Origin of the sequence: Flavobacterium sp. (assembly GCF_036405015.1) — a bacterium.
Classification (GTDB): Bacteria; Bacteroidota; Bacteroidia; order Flavobacteriales; family Flavobacteriaceae; genus Flavobacterium.
The window spans coordinates 21,780-38,578 of record NZ_DASWYK010000178.1; the positions used below are offsets into that span (position 1 = coordinate 21,780).

Below are 16,799 nucleotides of genomic sequence, written 5' to 3' on the forward strand. Positions count from 1 at the left end.
ATGGAAGAAATCTGGGAACTATATAAAAACGGTAATTGGGTAGTGCCATTTCTCACTTTTTCAATCTACTTTTTTGTCGCTACATCTTTTATTTTGTATTTGTACATTGTAGCAAGCCGAAACAGAACGATAAAGAAAGAAAAGCTTAGTATTGAATATAATACAGAGATTGAAAAGGTTATGGCTTCGGTAATTTTCGAAGATCTTTCCTTTGCTGAAATTAAAAATAATAAAAACTTTCTGGTTCGTTTCGATACTTCGTTTTTTAGAGAAGTAATGACAGAATCGATTATCAATCTGCATAAAAATTATGAAGGTATTTATGCAAAGAAAATCGAGCAGTTTTACAAAGAATCAGGTTTGATAAAAGACTCTTTTAAAAAACTAAAAAGCCTGAAATGGGAAGTTAAATGTAAAGGAATTACAGAACTTGCCGAGTTTAATATTGCCGATGCTTTTGATACAATTATAACCTATTCTAAAGCACGAAATAAAACTTTAAAAATTACAGCCATAAACGCCTGCATCAAACTTGCGGGAACCCAAAGTATAGTCTATCTGACAGAACATTCAGATCCTATTGATGACTGGACGCAAGTGAATATTATTAGTGCCTTTAAAAAACATGACATAGGCGATACAGAAGGAATTGAACTTTTATTAGAATCACAAAATACAACTGTTATTTCGCTGGGATTAAAGCTTATAAAAGAGCTTAAACTGACACAGAAAATCCCTTTTGTGGCGCAATTAGCTGCGAAAGCTCCAAACACCATAATCAAGTACGAAGCGCAAAGTATTTTGCAGGTTTTAACAGTTTAATTTTATAAGAAAATGACTTTTTTTACGACTGAATTAACATGGTTTTTGCATATCTACATACTCCTAATCTTGGGATATGCCATACTAATCATGTCTTCTTATCTGATATTGGCTTATCTTTCTACAAAAGAACTCAGAAGTTATCTTAAGAAAAACAGCTTTGTAGATTATGAAGTTTTGTTAACGAGTGAATTTGCTCCAAAACTTTCTTTGATTGCACCTGCCTACAATGAAGGAATGACGATTGAAGAAAATGTAAAATCATTATTGTCTCTTAATTATAATAATTATCAGGCTATTGTGGTAAATGATGGAAGTAAAGACAATTCGATGGAAATCCTGATCAAGACTTATGATTTAGTCTTGTCGGAACGCGAATTTAATCCACAGATTGAAACCAAAAAGATAAAAGGAGTTTACACTTCAAGAAATGCTGCTTACAAGAAATTAATTGTAGTTGACAAAGAAAATGGAGGTAAAGCAGATGCCCTAAACGTTGGACTTAATATTGCCGAAAATCCTTATGTAGTCTGCATTGATGTTGATTGTATTTTGGATAAAGATTCTCTTTTAAAATTGGCAAAACCGTTTTTAGAATCTCACGGAAAACGTATTATTGCCACTGGAGGAGTCGTTAGAATTGCCAATCAGTGTGTGATAAAAAACGGACGTTTGGTCGAAGTTAATATTCCGGATCGCATGTTACCTAGAATTCAGGTTTTAGAATATTTGAGAGCTTTTCTTTTAGGAAGAATGGCATGGGGAAGACTAGATGGTTTATTGCTTATTAGTGGTGCTTTTGGTGCATTTGATAAAGAAATCGCCATCTTATCTGGTGGATACAATACTAAAACAGTGGGTGAAGATATGGAACTTATCGTGAGAATGCGTCGCTATATGTTGGAAAATAAACTTCCTTATGCCGTAAGTTATATTCCAGACCCGCTTTGTTGGACAGAAGCTCCTGAAGATTTTTCTATTTTTAAAAAACAACGTAGCCGATGGATGAGAGGAACTATAGAAACATTAAGTTTTCATAAAAAAATGTTCCTGAACCCAAAATACAAGTTGTTAGGAATGTTGAGTGTGCCGTATTGGACTTTGTTCGAATTTTTGGCACCTGCAATTGAGTTTATTGGTCTTCTTATTACAGTAGTTTTCATCATATTTGGATTGCTTAATTGGCACTTCTTTATTTTGCTTTTACTGTTTGTGTATTCATTTGCAGTTTTCTTTTCGGTTATCGCTTTATTCAGTGAAGAAAAAACTTATCATAAATATCCAAAACAAGCCGATTTCTTTAAACTTCTTATGGCTGCTTTTATAGAACCTTTGTATTTTCATCCGCTAACGGTTTATTCGGCTTTAATTGGTTATAAAGAAAAAATTATGGGAACCAAAGGATGGGGCGAAATGACCAGAAAAGGATTTACTAAGAAATAGTTTTTTTTAGTTATGAATTGTGAGTCATGAGTTGATTTTGATTGAGATATAAAGAATAAAAAAAGCTGTGTTTTGCACAGCTTTTTTCGTTTATAGAAATTTCCTATTCGTATTTTAAATAGCGTAAAACATCTACTTTGGTTACCTGATAGGCTTTTGCCAAAACGATTGTAAGTGTCATAATTAGCAAGGATAGAAAAGCCATAATAAAAGGCAGTAACGGAATATCGATTCGGAAGGCAAAATTCTCAAGCCATTTCTGTAATAAAATGTACGATGGAATAATACCAATAAAGAATCCGATGATGCAAAAGAGAATGTATTGTTTCGATAATTCTTTTAGTAAAGTATTGGTTTCTGCGCCAAGTGTTTTTCTAATCGCAATTTCACGCAGTCTTCTTTCCATCGAAAATGAAGCCAAAGCAAACAAACCGAAAACGGCAATTAAGATTACCACAACATTCAGCAAAGCAAATAGGTTTCTTTGATCTTCATATTTCTTAAAAGTTCGGGCAAAGTTTTTATTCACGAAATCAAATTCAAAAGGATATTCCTGATCTACGTTTGCTTTCCAGAATTTATCAATAGCAGTAATAGTTTTCGACATATTCTCCGGAGCTATTTTTACAGAAATATTTCGCATATCATTAGACATCCAGTCAAAAGATTTAATATGAAAGAAAATCATAGGAGCAACATTATATTCCACTCCGATATAATGGAAATTTTGAACAATACCTATAACTTTAAATTTCTGACCGCCAAAAACAACCTCTTTATTTAAAGGATCTTTTTCCTGAAGTGTTTTCGCAGCAGTTTCATTCAACAATGCGCTCGATATACTATCAGTAGCAAATTTATCGCTTAAATATCTTCCTTTCAGTACTTTGATGCCTAACATTTCCAATTCGCCAAAATCAACACCCATTTGTTGGGTGACAAGTTCCTTGTTGGTTTTATAATGAAGTCCTTGCCAAGAATTTTCGTTACTTCCAATAGAAAATAATCCTGCCGAAACGGCCTCAACACCTTCTATTTTTGAAATTTCCTGCTTAATTGTTTTGTATCTTTCATATTGATTTTTTCCTTTTTGAGGTTTAAAAGAAATATCCATGACTTGCGCTCCATTAAAGCCTAAATCTTTGTCTATCATGTAATTTACTTGTTTGTAAACAATAAAGGATCCGATGATAAAAAGAGTAGCAATCGAAAATTGTAAAACCAGCATTCCGTTACGAATCCAGACTCCATTTTTACTTCTTGAAAAATTTCCTTTTAAGACTTTTAAAACTTCAAAGTTTGCAATGTAAATTGCCGGAAAAACACCAGAAACTACTATTACAAAGAAGAAAATCACAATCAGCTGTAGATAAAATTGCGCTCCGATAAGTTGAAGATTTTTGCCCAGAAATGAGTTGTAAAATGGAAGTGAAAGTTCTACAATAACCATTGCCAATAAGACAGAAAACAATGTGATAAGCGTGGTTTCAAAAACAAATTGCGCTACAATTTGAAATTTAGATGCGCCAATAATTTTACGAACTCCAACTTCTTTCGCCCGCTTAACAGCATTTGCAGTAGCCATATTGATGTAGTTGACAATCGATAATATTAAAATAAGAACAGATAAGCCCATTATTATTTTTAAAAACTGCAGGTTGGCATTTCCCTCAGGAAAAGCATAATTTCCCTGATATAATCTTGCTTTTGTGAACGGAAGAAGTCTTGCTTTTATAGGTTCACCATATTGTTTGATGAATTGTTGAAGAGATAAACCTTCGCTTTTTGCTTGCTTTTTGTAGTTGTCTTCTAGAAATATTTTATCTAAATTTTGAATAACTGCGGTGGTATCACTTTGTTTTTTTAGTTTAAGCATTAAGCCATAACTAAATCCCCAATTGTCCTTATTTCTATCCAAATCTTGTTGTACAATTTGGGTAATTACATTAGGCATTATCGATGATTTTTTAGGCATTTTGTAAACACCTCGAACTACAAAAATCTGATCTGCATATTTCACCTGTTTGCCCATTGGATTTTCATTTTTGAAAATCTGAGCAGCAGTTTCTTCTGAAAGAGCCATGCTGTTTCGGTCGAGAAAAACGGTTTTGGAATTACCTTGCACAAATTCAAAAGGAAAAAAAGAAAAGAAACTGCTTTGGGCTGAAAAGATTTTATCAATCAATTCGGTTTTTCCATTATACTGAATAGTTTCTTTTGTATAATTTGACCTGAAATAACAATATTGATCTACATAGGAAGTAGTTGCTTTTAGCATTCGACCCGGAATAGGAGAGTTTGTTGTCCAGATATTGCCGCCTCCAAAATCGTTCATTACGCTATAAATCTTATCTCTTTCGGGATTTAATTGATCGTAAGAATGTTCTTCGTTCCAATATAGAATTGCAAAAATCAAACCTGCAATTCCAATACTTAAGCCTAGAATATTTAGTATCGTAAAGAATTTGTTATTCCTGATATGATATATGAATATGTTTGTCCAGTTTTTAAGCATAGTCTTAGTTATTAGCATTTACCAAAACATCCACATTTCTATGATTTACTTTTTCAGACAAAATCATTCCGTCTTTCATTAAAATGGTTCTTTGCGAAAAAGAAGCTTCATAATCAGAGTGCGTAACCATCAAGATTGTCGAACCACTGGCATGCAGATCGGTTAGCAATTCCATAACTTCATTACCGTTTTTACTGTCTAGATTTCCTGTTGGTTCATCGGCCAAAATAATTTTCGGATTATTGATTAAAGCTCTCGCTACGGCTACACGCTGTTGTTGTCCACCTGAAAGTTGCTGCGGGAAATGTTTTAAACGATGCGCGATTCCTAGTATTTTTGCCATTTCATTTACGCGGGATTTTCTTTCGGCAGAAGGAACATTGCTATAAATCAAAGGCAGTTCTATATTATCGAAAACCGATAATTCATCAATTAAATTGAAATTTTGAAAAATGAATCCGATGTTTTCTTTTCTAACTTGTGATTTTTGTTTTTCCTTTAAACCCACCATTTCCTGATCGAGCAATTGATAGCTTCCGTCTGAAGCGCTGTCTAAAAGTCCGATGATGTTTAATAAAGTCGATTTTCCACTTCCGGATGGCCCCATAATAGAGACAAAATCGCCTTGATTGATGGTTAATGAGATTTCACTTAAAGCTTTTGTTTCTAATTCCTCAGTTCTAAATACTTTTGAAAGTTTTTCGATGGTAATCATAATTGACGTTTTTGATTTTTGATTGATTTTCTTTTAAAATTTTTATGTCTTCGGAAGTGACAGAAACAAGGTTGAAAATTAAGATAAATTATTTCAAATTATCGGTATTTATTTTGTTATTTGTGCTTCCGAAAGGCGTTAATAATTAATGATTTACAAGTTCTAATGTGATTTTCATGCCAAGAAATTAAACGTTGTAACTGCTTTGTTTTTAGCGATTTATTTTTGAATAAAAAAACTAAACTGTCCATAAGTGGACACCTTTCGTCCAAAACCGAACAACAATGAAAAAAACGAACGCTTCTATTTTAATCATCGACGATCAGGAAGACATACTTTTCGCATCAAAAGTGTATCTGAAAAAGTATTTTGAGCATATTTATACGCTTAATAATCCAAAAAACATTGTCGAATTATTAGCAAAAAATACTATCGATGTTGTTTTGCTGGATATGAATTACAGAATTGGTTTTGAAGATGGGAGAGAAGGTTTGTATTTGTTGAAGGAAATAAAAACGCTTTCGCCAAAAACAGTGGTGATTTTGATGACCGCTTTTGGAAAAGTAGAAACGGCTGTCGAAGGTTTAAAATCGGGTGCTTTTGATTACATCTTAAAACCTTGGGAGAATAAAAAACTTCTGGAATCTGTAAAACAAGCGGTAGATAAAGCACGAAAAGAACAGAAAAAAATCAAAGAAATTGAGATAAAAAATGACTTTTTTGTGGGTAATTCGGATAGTATTAAAAAAGCATACGCTCTTGCCGATAAAGTAGCCAAAACCGATGCCAATGTTTTGATTTTGGGTGAAAACGGTACAGGAAAATTCGTTTTGGCGCACCATATTCACACACAATCAGAAAGAAAAAATCAGCCTTTTGTGGCCGTTGATTTAGGTTCTTTAAATGCTAATATTTTCGAAAGCGAATTATTCGGATACGCAAAAGGCGCTTTTACGGATGCCAAAACAGATACACCCGGACGTTTTGAAATGGCTCAGAACGGAACTATTTTTTTGGATGAAATAGGAAATGTTCCGCTTCATTTGCAATCTAAATTACTACAAGTTATTCAAACCAAAACAGTAACCAGATTAGGAGAAACCAAAGTGAGATCTTTGAATGTTCGAATTATTACAGCAACCAATTTAAATCTAAAACTAGAAGTTGCTGATAAAAACTTCCGTGAAGACTTGTATTATCGTATTAATACGATGGAAATTGTTTTGCCGCCTCTACGAAAAAGACATGAAGATAAAATTCCGTTAGCAGAATATCTTTTGGATAAAATGATTGAAAAGTATGGCAGGGATGAAATTGTTTTTGATAAAAAAGTACTCGAACAAATTGAAAAACATTCTTGGAATGGAAATATCCGCGAAATGGAAAATAAAATCGAACGCGCTGTTATTCTTTGTGAGAATAATAAAATCACAGTTTCCGATTTGGATTTAGAGATTATAACGCCTTATGAAGAGCATTCAGAAGATAATCAGCTTTCGTCTGTTGAGAAAGCAGCGGTTGAAAAAGCGCTTTTGAAAAACAATAATAATATTAGTAAAACGGCCGAAGAATTGGGACTTTCGAGAGGTGCTTTGTACAGACGTTTAGAAAAATTTAATATCAATATCAGCTAATATGTTGAAGACTTTACAAACTTATAAACTCATTTTCCTTCGATTAATTTTAATCGTAATCGGAATTGAATTGTCGATTTATTTCTTTAAAATTGATTTACTTTTTACAGGAATATTTGGCTTGTGTATGGTTTTTCTACTGGCTCGTGAAATGTATTTTTATGTGCGAAATCTAGTAATGATTTACAATAAAACCATTTCTTCGATTCTACAAAATGATTTTACTTCGGATTTTTCTAAACAGAAATTCAATAAAAGTTATGCTGAATTGTTTCAATTGTATGAAACATTAAAAAACAAACATAACGAGCAGATTTCGAGAGATATTATTTACCGTTCTATTCTGAATAATATTGAAACAGGGGTTGTTATTCTTCAAAAACAAGAAACAGATTGGGATATTTTTTTAATGAATGACTATTTTTCGAGTCACTTTAATGTACCAAAAGTTTCCAAATGGAAATACCTTAAAAACCAACTTCCATCTTTATGTGAAATTATAGAAAAAGATGATTTCCATGAGATTAAAACTGCTATAGATTTAAGTATAAACGAACAACACAAACAAACCTTTGTTTTGCAGGCTTCACGTACAGAGATTTTTAAACAGAATTATTTTATTGTTTTGCTGGATTCGATTCAGAATGTAGTCGAGAAAAAAGAAAAAGATGCGTGGATCAATTTGATGAAAGTAATCTCACATGAGCTTCTAAACTCGATAACGCCAATTCGTTCTATTTGTCAAAATATGGAAGATTTGGTAGAACAAGATTCACTTTCTTCTGAAGATTTGGAAGACATCAAATATAGTGTACAAACCATGTTGAGGCGAAGCGATCATCTGCAGAAATTTGTAGAAGGGTATCGAAAACTGGCGATGCTTCCTTCTCCACAAAAAGAAAAAATGGAGTTACAGCATTTGATTGATAACTGTTTGCAAATTATGAGTCCGATATTTAGAAAGGAAAATATAATCCTTGAAAATACAATCAAACACAATTATAAAGTAAATGTCGATCAGCAGCAGATGGAGCAGGTATTAATAAATTTGCTAACAAATGCTGTTATGGCATTAGAAAATTTAGGACAAAAACAAATTTTTATTTCGTCAGAAGCCAATGAAAACCGTGTTTTCATTAAAATATCAGACAATGGAAAAGGGATCGAAAAAGAAATTGAAGACAAGATTTTCCTTCCATTTTTCACAACACGAAATGAAGGAGCAGGAATAGGTTTAACCTTATCCAAAAATATTGTAGAAGCTCACGGCGGTTACATTCTCAATAAAAATGAAAAAGGAAAAACAACTTTTGAAATCTGTTTGATTGAGTTTTTATAGCTTTTTCTTGTTAAAGATAATTTTTATTTTGGCGTAGCTATTTAAATTTATGATATTAGCCATTGATAACAGCTCATAACGCTAAATTCGATTTTTAACATTTATTGAAGTTAATTTAAAAATGATACAGTCAGATTTTGAAAATAATATTTCTAAAGACAAAAATATTCTTGTTGTTTTAGGAGAGAATGAAAACAAAGAAACTCAATTTTTAGTAGATAATTTTTGTGGAATAGTGGTAAAGAACTTTTCTGAAATTCCATTTTCGACTGAAAATAAAAAGATTTATGTCTGTGGAGATATCAATCTGCTCGAAAATGTTGATATTGATTTGTTTGTAATAAAAGAGCTTTCTGTTCATTTTGAAAACTTAAAAAATAAAAACTTACGGCTAATTGCATTGGGTCAAGTTCCGATTGTTGTTTCTAATGCTGGAGTTTATTTTAGAGAGATGTTTACGGAATTGGATTATTTTTCTAAAGTAAAATCAGAACATTCTTTTCAGAATTTAACTGAGTCAAATAAAGGATCGCAGGCTTTAAGAACAGGTATTTATTTAACGGATATTGAAAAAGAAGAAACCGATTCAAAAGAAAAATTACATTATCGTCTTTTGAGATGTTCAAGCAATTTTACTGGGCCGACTGATAATTTCCGTGAAACAGATCATTTTATTATTGATAGTTTAAATGATTCAGTTAAATATTGTTTCGAAAAAGAGACAAAATTGAATCATGTATTGGCTCAAATTTACGAGAACAAAGTAAAGAGCAACGAAAATCCGAAAGATGTAAAATCGAAGATTAAAGCGCATTCCGATAAAACAAAAGATATGCCTAAGGAAGGTCTTATTGCTTTTACTACTTTTTATGATAATTCTAATTTTGATCAATTAAAGAAATCAGAAAGTGATAGATATGATTGGTGCTACAAACAAACAAGCGGCTTAACAAGATTGCATTTTAAATTGAAAGATAGCGTCAAAGATGAAAATCTGTATAAAGAATTCAGTGTAACATTATATCCAAACTCTGCTTTTTTAATTCCACTTTCTACTAATAGGCTTTATACACATGAAATAAGACCTTCTATGTTAAATGTCGATCAAATTCCTGTTAGATTAGGGTATGTGGCGAGATGTTCTAATTTGGAGGCTGTTTTTATAGACAATCAGACTTTCATTAAAGAAAATAATGAATTAATAAAATTAGAGCAAATGACTTCTGATGACATGGTGAATTTGCGAAACTCTTATTATGAAGAAAATAGTACAGAGAAAAATGTAGCGTACGGAAAAATTTATTTCAGTATGAATTCTGGTGATTATGAAAAACCTATTTATTAAAAAGATTTAAAGTAAATGAATAATCAGGATTTCTTTGTAAGCACAGTTTCTTTAGAAAAAAATCTATTCGATGAGTTATCAAATTCTGTTGATTTTGAGAATGTTGCTAAAGGTAGAATCGGAAACCATTTGGTTAAGATATCTGATAAAGGTATTCCCATTGTTCGAACTACAACATTATATACTATACCGGCTCATGATTTTGGTCCAATTCACCAACAAATTTTGCAAAGTATAAATGATACAAATCAAATAGATTTTGCGAATGAATTAGATTTTAATAATGCTTTGATTGAAATGTACGATTGTAATTACAGTAAAATGAAATACCATTCAGATCAATGTATGGATTTAGAACCCGATTCTTATATTGGTCTTTTTACGTGTTATGAAAATCCTTCTCAATTGACGGATAGGCTTTTGAGACGACTTAAAATTAAAAATAAAGAAACTGAAGAAGAATTTGAAATTCCACTTCAACATAATTCGATTGTTTTGTTTTCGTTAGAAACTAATACAAAATATCTTCATAAAATTGTATTGGAATCTTTTTCAGGATTAAAATCATCAGAATCAGATAATCGCTGGCTTGGAATAACCCTTAGAAAGTCTAAAACATTTATTCACTTTAATGACGGAAAACCATATTTTCCCAATGGAGAATTATTAGTCTTAGCTGATGATGAACAAAAAAAAGAATTTTTTAAATTAAGGGGAGAAGAAAACAACAATATCAATTTTGTTTATCCTAAAATGCCGTATACATTAAGTTTAGGAGATACAATGCTTCCGAAATAAATTTTCTTTTTTCTTTTGAAACAACTTTTGAAATTTGTCTCATAGAAGATTCGATATAAAAAAATGCCAAACTTAAAGTTTAGCATTTTTAGTTTTTAGTCTAGGTCGGTTTTCAAAACAGCACCTGTACTGGCATTGGTTACAAGCGCTCTATATTGGCTCAACCATTTTGAGTTTAAAGGTTTTTTCAAAGGTTGAAAAGCTTCTTTTCGTGCTTTTATTTCTTCGTCAGTTAGATTTACAGACAAAATATATTGATCTACATCGATATGAATTTCGTCTCCATCTTTAACCAAACCAATCATACCGCCTTCAGCCGCTTCAGGAGAAACGTGTCCGATTGAAGCACCTCTGGTCGCTCCACTAAATCTTCCGTCGGTGATTAAAGCAACAGAACTTCCTAATCCCATTCCCATAATTAAGCTGGTAGGAGAGAGCATTTCTTGCATTCCTGGTCCGCCTTTTGGTCCCTCATAACGAATTACCACTACATTTCCAGCTTTTACTTTTCCCATCATAATTCCTGCAATGGCATCGGCTTGACCGTCAAAACAAACGGCTTGGCCTGTAAAAACGCGACCTCCAGTAAGTCCAGCAGTTTTAATTACGGCACCTTGTTCAGCAAGATTTCCGTATAAAATCGCCAGTCCGCCAACATTACTGTACGGATTATCAATGGTATGAATGATTGTGGTGTCTTTTATTTCGGCATTGGCAATTTTCTCCAATAAAGTTTCTCCGCTAATAGTTAAATTGTCAAACAAAACACCTGAACCTCTTTTGTTTATTTCTTTCATTACAGCATTTACACCACCCGCTCTATTAATATCTTCCATATGAACGGTGCTCAAACTTGGAGAAATTTTAGCAATATGAGAGACTTTCCCAGAAATGGTATTAATGTCTTGTAGTTTAAAATCGACATTGGCTTCGTTGGCAATGGCAAGCATGTGTAAAACAGTATTGGTACTGCCGCCCATTGCCATATCAACTGCAAAAGCATTTCTTACGGCATTTTCGTTTAAGATATTCTTTAGTTTGAATTTTTCAATTGCTTGCTGGTCTTTTGCGATGTCACAAATTCGTCTGGCTGCTTCACGATACAATTGCTCGCGTTCTGGCGTTTGTGCTAAAATGGTTCCGTTTCCTGGAAGTGCAATTCCCATAGCTTCCATCAAAGTATTCATAGAATTTGCGGTAAACATTCCGGAGCAACTTCCACCACTTGGACAAGCGTTACATTCAATATCATACAATTCTTCGTCTGATATTTTTCCTGCTTCATGTTTTCCAACGGCTTCAAAAGCAGATGCCAAATCGATTGCAGTTCCGTTTTTTGTATACCCTTTTGACATTGGTCCACCGCTCACAAAAATAGTAGGAACATCTACACGAAGTGCACCCATAATCATTCCGGGAACAATTTTGTCGCAATTCGGAATAGCGATCATCGCGTCTAATTTGTGCGCATTCATAACGCTTTCGATAGAATTTGCTATAATTTCACGACTTGGTAATGAATATAACATTCCGTCGTGACCCATTGCGATTCCGTCATCAATTCCGATTGTGTTGAATTCGAAAGGTACACAACCATTCGCACGAATTTCATCTTTAATAATTTCAGATACTTTATTCAGGAAAAAATGTCCCGGAATAATTTCAATAAAAGAATTGGCAACACCAATAAAAGGTTTGCTGAAATCTTCATTTTTCAAACCCGTAGCTCGCAATAGGGATCTGTGAGGCGTTCGCTGAACGCCCTTTTTTACTTCATCACTTCTCATGATAAAAAATGTTTTTTAAGTTGTTTTTGTTTTTTTTGATAGTGTACAGACGATTAGATCTGTGATTTTATTCTACTTAAGGTTTCGGGAGAAATATTAAGATAAGCCGCAAGATTTGCGTTGGATAATCTTTGTATAAGTTCTGGATTGTTTTTCAGAAGATTTCGATAACGTTCAGCAGCGTTTTGAGTCAGCAAACTACTAAGTTTAGAAGTAATGACTGTTAAACCGTATTCGAGTATGTAAATGTACATTTTGTCCCATTGCGGAATAGTATTTCTAAGTCTGAAAAAATCGTGATAAGAAATAGCCAAAAGATCTGATGTTTCTACAGCTTCAATATATTCTTTGCTGGGTTCTCTGGAAATAAAACTGACAATCGAAGTTAAAAAAGTACCTTCAAAAGCCATAAAACGCGTAGCAATAGTATGATCTTCGGTACTATAATACAATCGCAGACATCCTTTTTTGATAAAAAATATTTTGTCTGCAACTGAACCACTTTTAAGCAGTTGTTCGTTTCTTTTTACTTGTATTAATTTAAAGCAGGAAAGAATGGTTTCGAGTTCGTCATTTTTTAATTCTAATTTGCTTTGAATTAAGGCTTCAAGTTCACTTATCATGGGTCAATTATTAATCCATTTCAAAATTAAACTTAATTGAAGAGAAAAACATTGACAAATGTCAAAATCGTTTTTTGCGTAAAAATTTTAACGTTTATCATTTTAAAGGATGCTATTATTTTTTCGTTACATTTGTGAAAGATGAGTTGACAATTGACTCTTTTAAATATACAAAAAGTACACAATGAGTAGTAATACCACAACTTCAATAGCTTCTAATTTTCTTAATGATTTAAAAACACAAACAGCTGATTCTCACAAGAAATTAGAAGAACTTCCAGTTTCAATGTCAATTATGTCACCAGAAATGAAAATCGAAGATTACACTTATTATCTGGGTTTAATGCACGATGTTCATAATGATACAGAAGGTTATATTTTTCCTTTCTTCTCTAATTTAATTGATGATTTAGAACAAAGAAGAAAGAAACATCTTATAGAGAATGATCTATTATTTTTAAATTCCAATAAAACAAATACAGAAAAAGTTTTTCAAACAGATGGAATTTCACCTGCTTTTGCATTGGGAATTTTATATGTTGTGGAAGGTTCTACACTTGGTGGAAGATTTATTTTAAAAAATGTTTCAAAAGTATTACAACTTTCTGAAGAAGAAGGCGTTTCTTATTTTAATGGTTACGGAGAAAAAACAGGAAGTTTCTGGAAATCATTTTTAGGTTTTCTATCAGAATATGAACAGGAACACAATTGTGGAAAAGAAATTATAGAAGGAGCTGTATTTGCTTTTGACAGCATTTACAAGCATTTTGACCGAAAGTAAAAAATGAAGATTAAAGATATAGTTAATCGTGATATTGTTAATTTAACCAATTGCGAACATGAACCTATCCATATTCCAGGGAAGATTCAGCCACATGGTTTTTTATTAGGTATTACTTCCGACTGGAAAATAGATTTTTGTACAGAAAATATTGCTGTATATTTTGACTTGAGCCATACTCAAGTATTAGGAAAAGATTTTGCAGCTGTTTTTGGCTCCATTGCTCAAGAAGAGATATTGGCCTATATAAAAGGGGATGAAATTCAAGATGCTTTTCCTCTTGAAATAGAAATACTGGGAAGATTATTTCAAATTAACATTCATAAAAGTGGTGCTGTTTATGTTTTAGAAGCCGAACTTTTATTTCCTGATAGAGAAAAATTGGCTGATGCTTACAAACAAACGATTCAGTTTGTAAGCCAAATGAACAGAACCAAATCACTAAAAGATCTATGCGCCCTTGTTGCACAAGGAACCCGTGAAATAACAGGTTACGATCGTGTCATGATTTACCGTTTTGATGAACAGTACAACGGAGAAGTTTTTGCAGAAGATTGCCGAGAAGATTTAGAACCATTTCTGGGATTGCATTATCCGCATACAGATATTCCTGCTCAGGCTCGCGAATTATACATCAGAAATCAGCTTAGATTAATTGTTGATATTAATTATGAACCAGTTCCAATTTATACCGTTGATGATAAAGAAGGAAAAAACCTGGATTTGAGTCTTTCTATCTTAAGAAGTACATCACCAATTCACGTAGAATATTTAAAAAATATTGGAGTAGGAGCAACATTGACTATTTCCTTAATTCATCACGATAAATTATGGGGATTAATTGCCTGTCATCATTATTCTGAAAAAAATATTTCACCAGAGATTAGATTAGCGGCAAAACTTCAAGGACAGTTTATTACTTCTCAAATAGACATTAGACAGTCTAATGATGAGTATAATAATGCTCAGAAAACTATTTTAGCATTAGAACAATTAACAGCACTTGAGCTTTCTATTGTAAAAGAATCTTTAGAAAAAATTATTGAAGCGCCACAATTGTTGGAGATTGCTAATGCTTCTGGCGTTTCTATAGTGTCTAGAAATAAAATCTATAAAAAAGGACTAACACCTTCTGAGGAACAGATTTTAAGTTTAGTTGAAAAAATTACAAGTGAAAATGTAACTGAAATTTTCTCAACCAATAAAATCATAGACCATTTTCCTGAATTTGCTGAAAATTCTAATTTTTCTGGAATTATTTACCATCCATTAGGTATTGATGGCCACATCATTTGGTATAGACCCGAAACAATTTCGGAAATAAACTGGGGCGGTGATCCAGAGAAAAGTATTATTAAAGATGCTAACGGACTACATCCGAGAAATTCTTTTAATATCTGGAAACAGATTGTTAAAAATCAGAGCATTCCTTGGAAACAGTACGAAATTAATGCTGCAGCCCAATACGCTCACACTTTACACAATCAGCTTATTTTGATTATGTTGAGTGAAGAAGAAGAAAAATATCGTAGTCAAAGTGAGCTATTGAAAGAAACCAATTCAGAGTTAGAAAATATCAACTGGATCAGTACACACGATTTGCAGGAACCTTTGCGTAAAATTCAGCTGATTACCTCAAAAATGCTGACTGAACTGGATGTTATTTCTACAGAATCTATTTCGAATTCTTTACAACGCGTTTCTAAATCTGCTAACAGAATGAGCGGTTTGTTGGAAGATATTTTGAAATATACTCGCATAAAAAATACAAGAGATAAATTACAAGAAGTAGATTTGAATAAAATTTTGAAGTCTACTATCAAAGAAATGCACGAAAGCATTAAAGAAAGTAATGCTGTAATTGAGCATGAAAATCTGCCAGAAGTTCATGCAATTGGTTTTTTAATGCATCAGTTGTTTATTAATATTCTTCAGAATTCATTAAAATATGCTTCTACAGAAAGACAGCCTAAGGTTGTCATAACGGCTTCTCAGGAACCTGTTTTAATACATGATAAGTATAAAGTGTATTGTCATTGGGTTCGTTTTTCTGATAACGGAATCGGTTTTGAGCAACAATATGCCGAATCTATTTTTAAAGTTTTTACCAGACTTCATACGCAGGAACATTATACGGGTTCTGGTGTAGGTTTGGCACTTTGCAAAAAAATTATGCAGGCTGTAGGAGGAGATATTCGTGCCGAAGGAAAACCTAACGAAGGTACCGATATTATTATTTATTTTCCTTGCGATCCTGAGGATACACTTTTACCTATTTAAAGTAAAAAATGAATATATAACATAAAGCTTTGTCAAAGTTCTAAACTTTGACAAAGCTTTTTCTTTTTAAACACATAGAAGCATAGATTGTTGTTTCTCTAAAAAAGGAAGCTGAAAGAAACTAGTTTCTAACACATAGCTATGTGTTTAAAATTTAATCTGCTTTAATCTGTTTAAATCTGCGTGAAAAAAATAAATCAGTTTTTCTTAACCAAAACTTTGATTTTTTGACTTTTAAAATTTACTTCTGAAATTAAAGTTCCTGCAAAAATTAGAGTTCCACCTAAAAGTAAGCGCCAAGAAAGATCTTCTCCCAAAATAAAAAAAGCTCCGATTGCACCAAAAACTGGTTCAAACAAATAAATTACAGCTACACGTTCTGCCGATAAATAACGTTGCGAAATATTAGAAACAGTGTACATAAAAGCGGTAGAAAACAAAGCACAATAAATAGCACCAATCCAAAAAGTACTGTTTTCAGGAAACCAATTTGTATGTTGATCTGTAAATGCCAGACAAAAAGTAAACAAAGCACAAAATGAAAACATAGGCACAATTGAATACAAAAGATTTTTGGTTGCCGAATGTTTTTCAACTGCAATCAAATAAACTGCAAAACCAAAAGCGCCCGCAATAGTAAACAAATCTCCTAAGTTTATTACGAATTTGTCTTTTATAGCTATAATGGCTAAACCAGCTAAAGCTGTAAAAGCAGCA

The 16,799-nt window shown here is 32.5% G+C and carries 13 protein-coding genes; 8 read left to right on the forward strand and 5 right to left on the reverse strand.

Features of this window, described 5'->3' with window-relative positions:
* The gene (locus VGE71_RS14595) at positions 1 to 822 is read left to right on the forward strand and encodes a hypothetical protein (RefSeq protein ID WP_331138990.1); all 822 of its coding nucleotides are present in this window, start codon (positions 1 to 3) and stop codon (positions 820 to 822) included.
* A gap of 12 nt (positions 823 to 834) precedes the next feature.
* The gene (locus VGE71_RS14600) at positions 835 to 2,265 is read left to right on the forward strand and encodes a glycosyltransferase (protein ID WP_331138991.1); all 1,431 of its coding nucleotides are present in this window, start codon (positions 835 to 837) and stop codon (positions 2,263 to 2,265) included.
* 103 nt (positions 2,266 to 2,368) lie between these two features.
* Here the strand turns inward: VGE71_RS14600 and VGE71_RS14605 are convergent, their stop codons facing one another.
* Positions 2,369 to 4,780 (reverse strand): ABC transporter permease, encoded by a 2,412-nt coding sequence (locus VGE71_RS14605; protein ID WP_331138992.1) that lies wholly within the window; start codon positions 4,778 to 4,780, stop codon positions 2,369 to 2,371.
* A 4-nt stretch (positions 4,781 to 4,784) separates the two neighbouring features.
* On the reverse strand, positions 4,785 to 5,495 hold the full coding sequence (locus VGE71_RS14610; RefSeq protein WP_331138993.1) for an ABC transporter ATP-binding protein: 711 nt from the start codon (positions 5,493 to 5,495) through the stop codon (positions 4,785 to 4,787).
* 284 nt (positions 5,496 to 5,779) lie between these two features.
* Between VGE71_RS14610 and VGE71_RS14615 the strand changes: the two genes are divergently transcribed.
* The 4 genes from VGE71_RS14615 (at position 5,780) to VGE71_RS14630 (ending at position 10,611) form a co-directional block, all read left to right on the forward strand.
* Entirely contained in the window at positions 5,780 to 7,129 is a 1,350-nt protein-coding gene (locus tag VGE71_RS14615; RefSeq protein WP_331138994.1) for a sigma-54 dependent transcriptional regulator, read from the forward strand.
* 1 nt (position 7,130) lies between these two features.
* Positions 7,131 to 8,468, forward strand: a complete 1,338-nt coding sequence (locus tag VGE71_RS14620) for a sensor histidine kinase (RefSeq protein ID WP_331138995.1) — start codon at positions 7,131 to 7,133, stop codon at positions 8,466 to 8,468.
* Between the two features lie 121 nt (positions 8,469 to 8,589).
* Positions 8,590 to 9,813: a hypothetical protein gene (locus tag VGE71_RS14625; protein ID WP_331138996.1), complete on the forward strand. Its 1,224-nt coding sequence runs from the start codon at positions 8,590 to 8,592 to the stop codon at positions 9,811 to 9,813.
* 15 nt (positions 9,814 to 9,828) lie between these two features.
* Positions 9,829 to 10,611 (forward strand): alpha-ketoglutarate-dependent dioxygenase AlkB, encoded by a 783-nt coding sequence (locus tag VGE71_RS14630; RefSeq protein WP_331138997.1) that lies wholly within the window; start codon positions 9,829 to 9,831, stop codon positions 10,609 to 10,611.
* A gap of 95 nt (positions 10,612 to 10,706) precedes the next feature.
* Here VGE71_RS14630 and ilvD read toward each other — a convergent pair whose 3' ends face one another.
* Positions 10,707 to 12,398 carry a dihydroxy-acid dehydratase gene (gene ilvD, locus VGE71_RS14635; RefSeq protein ID WP_331138998.1) on the reverse strand — a complete coding sequence of 564 codons (1,692 nt, stop codon included), beginning with the start codon at positions 12,396 to 12,398 and terminating at the stop codon, positions 10,707 to 10,709.
* A gap of 53 nt (positions 12,399 to 12,451) precedes the next feature.
* The gene (locus VGE71_RS14640) at positions 12,452 to 13,021 is read right to left on the reverse strand and encodes a Crp/Fnr family transcriptional regulator (protein ID WP_331138999.1); all 570 of its coding nucleotides are present in this window, start codon (positions 13,019 to 13,021) and stop codon (positions 12,452 to 12,454) included.
* 184 nt (positions 13,022 to 13,205) lie between these two features.
* On the opposite strand from VGE71_RS14640, the gene VGE71_RS14645 reads away from it, so the two are divergent.
* Together VGE71_RS14645 and VGE71_RS14650 are read left to right on the forward strand one after the other, a co-directional pair.
* On the forward strand, positions 13,206 to 13,802 hold the full coding sequence (locus tag VGE71_RS14645) for a biliverdin-producing heme oxygenase (RefSeq protein ID WP_331139000.1): 597 nt from the start codon (positions 13,206 to 13,208) through the stop codon (positions 13,800 to 13,802).
* Between the two features lie 3 nt (positions 13,803 to 13,805).
* The gene (locus VGE71_RS14650) at positions 13,806 to 16,082 is read left to right on the forward strand and encodes an ATP-binding protein (RefSeq protein WP_331139001.1); all 2,277 of its coding nucleotides are present in this window, start codon (positions 13,806 to 13,808) and stop codon (positions 16,080 to 16,082) included.
* Between the two features lie 197 nt (positions 16,083 to 16,279).
* Here the strand turns inward: VGE71_RS14650 and VGE71_RS14655 are convergent.
* On the reverse strand, positions 16,280 to 16,799 hold a 520-nt coding region (locus tag VGE71_RS14655), incomplete at its 5' end, for a DMT family transporter (protein WP_331139002.1).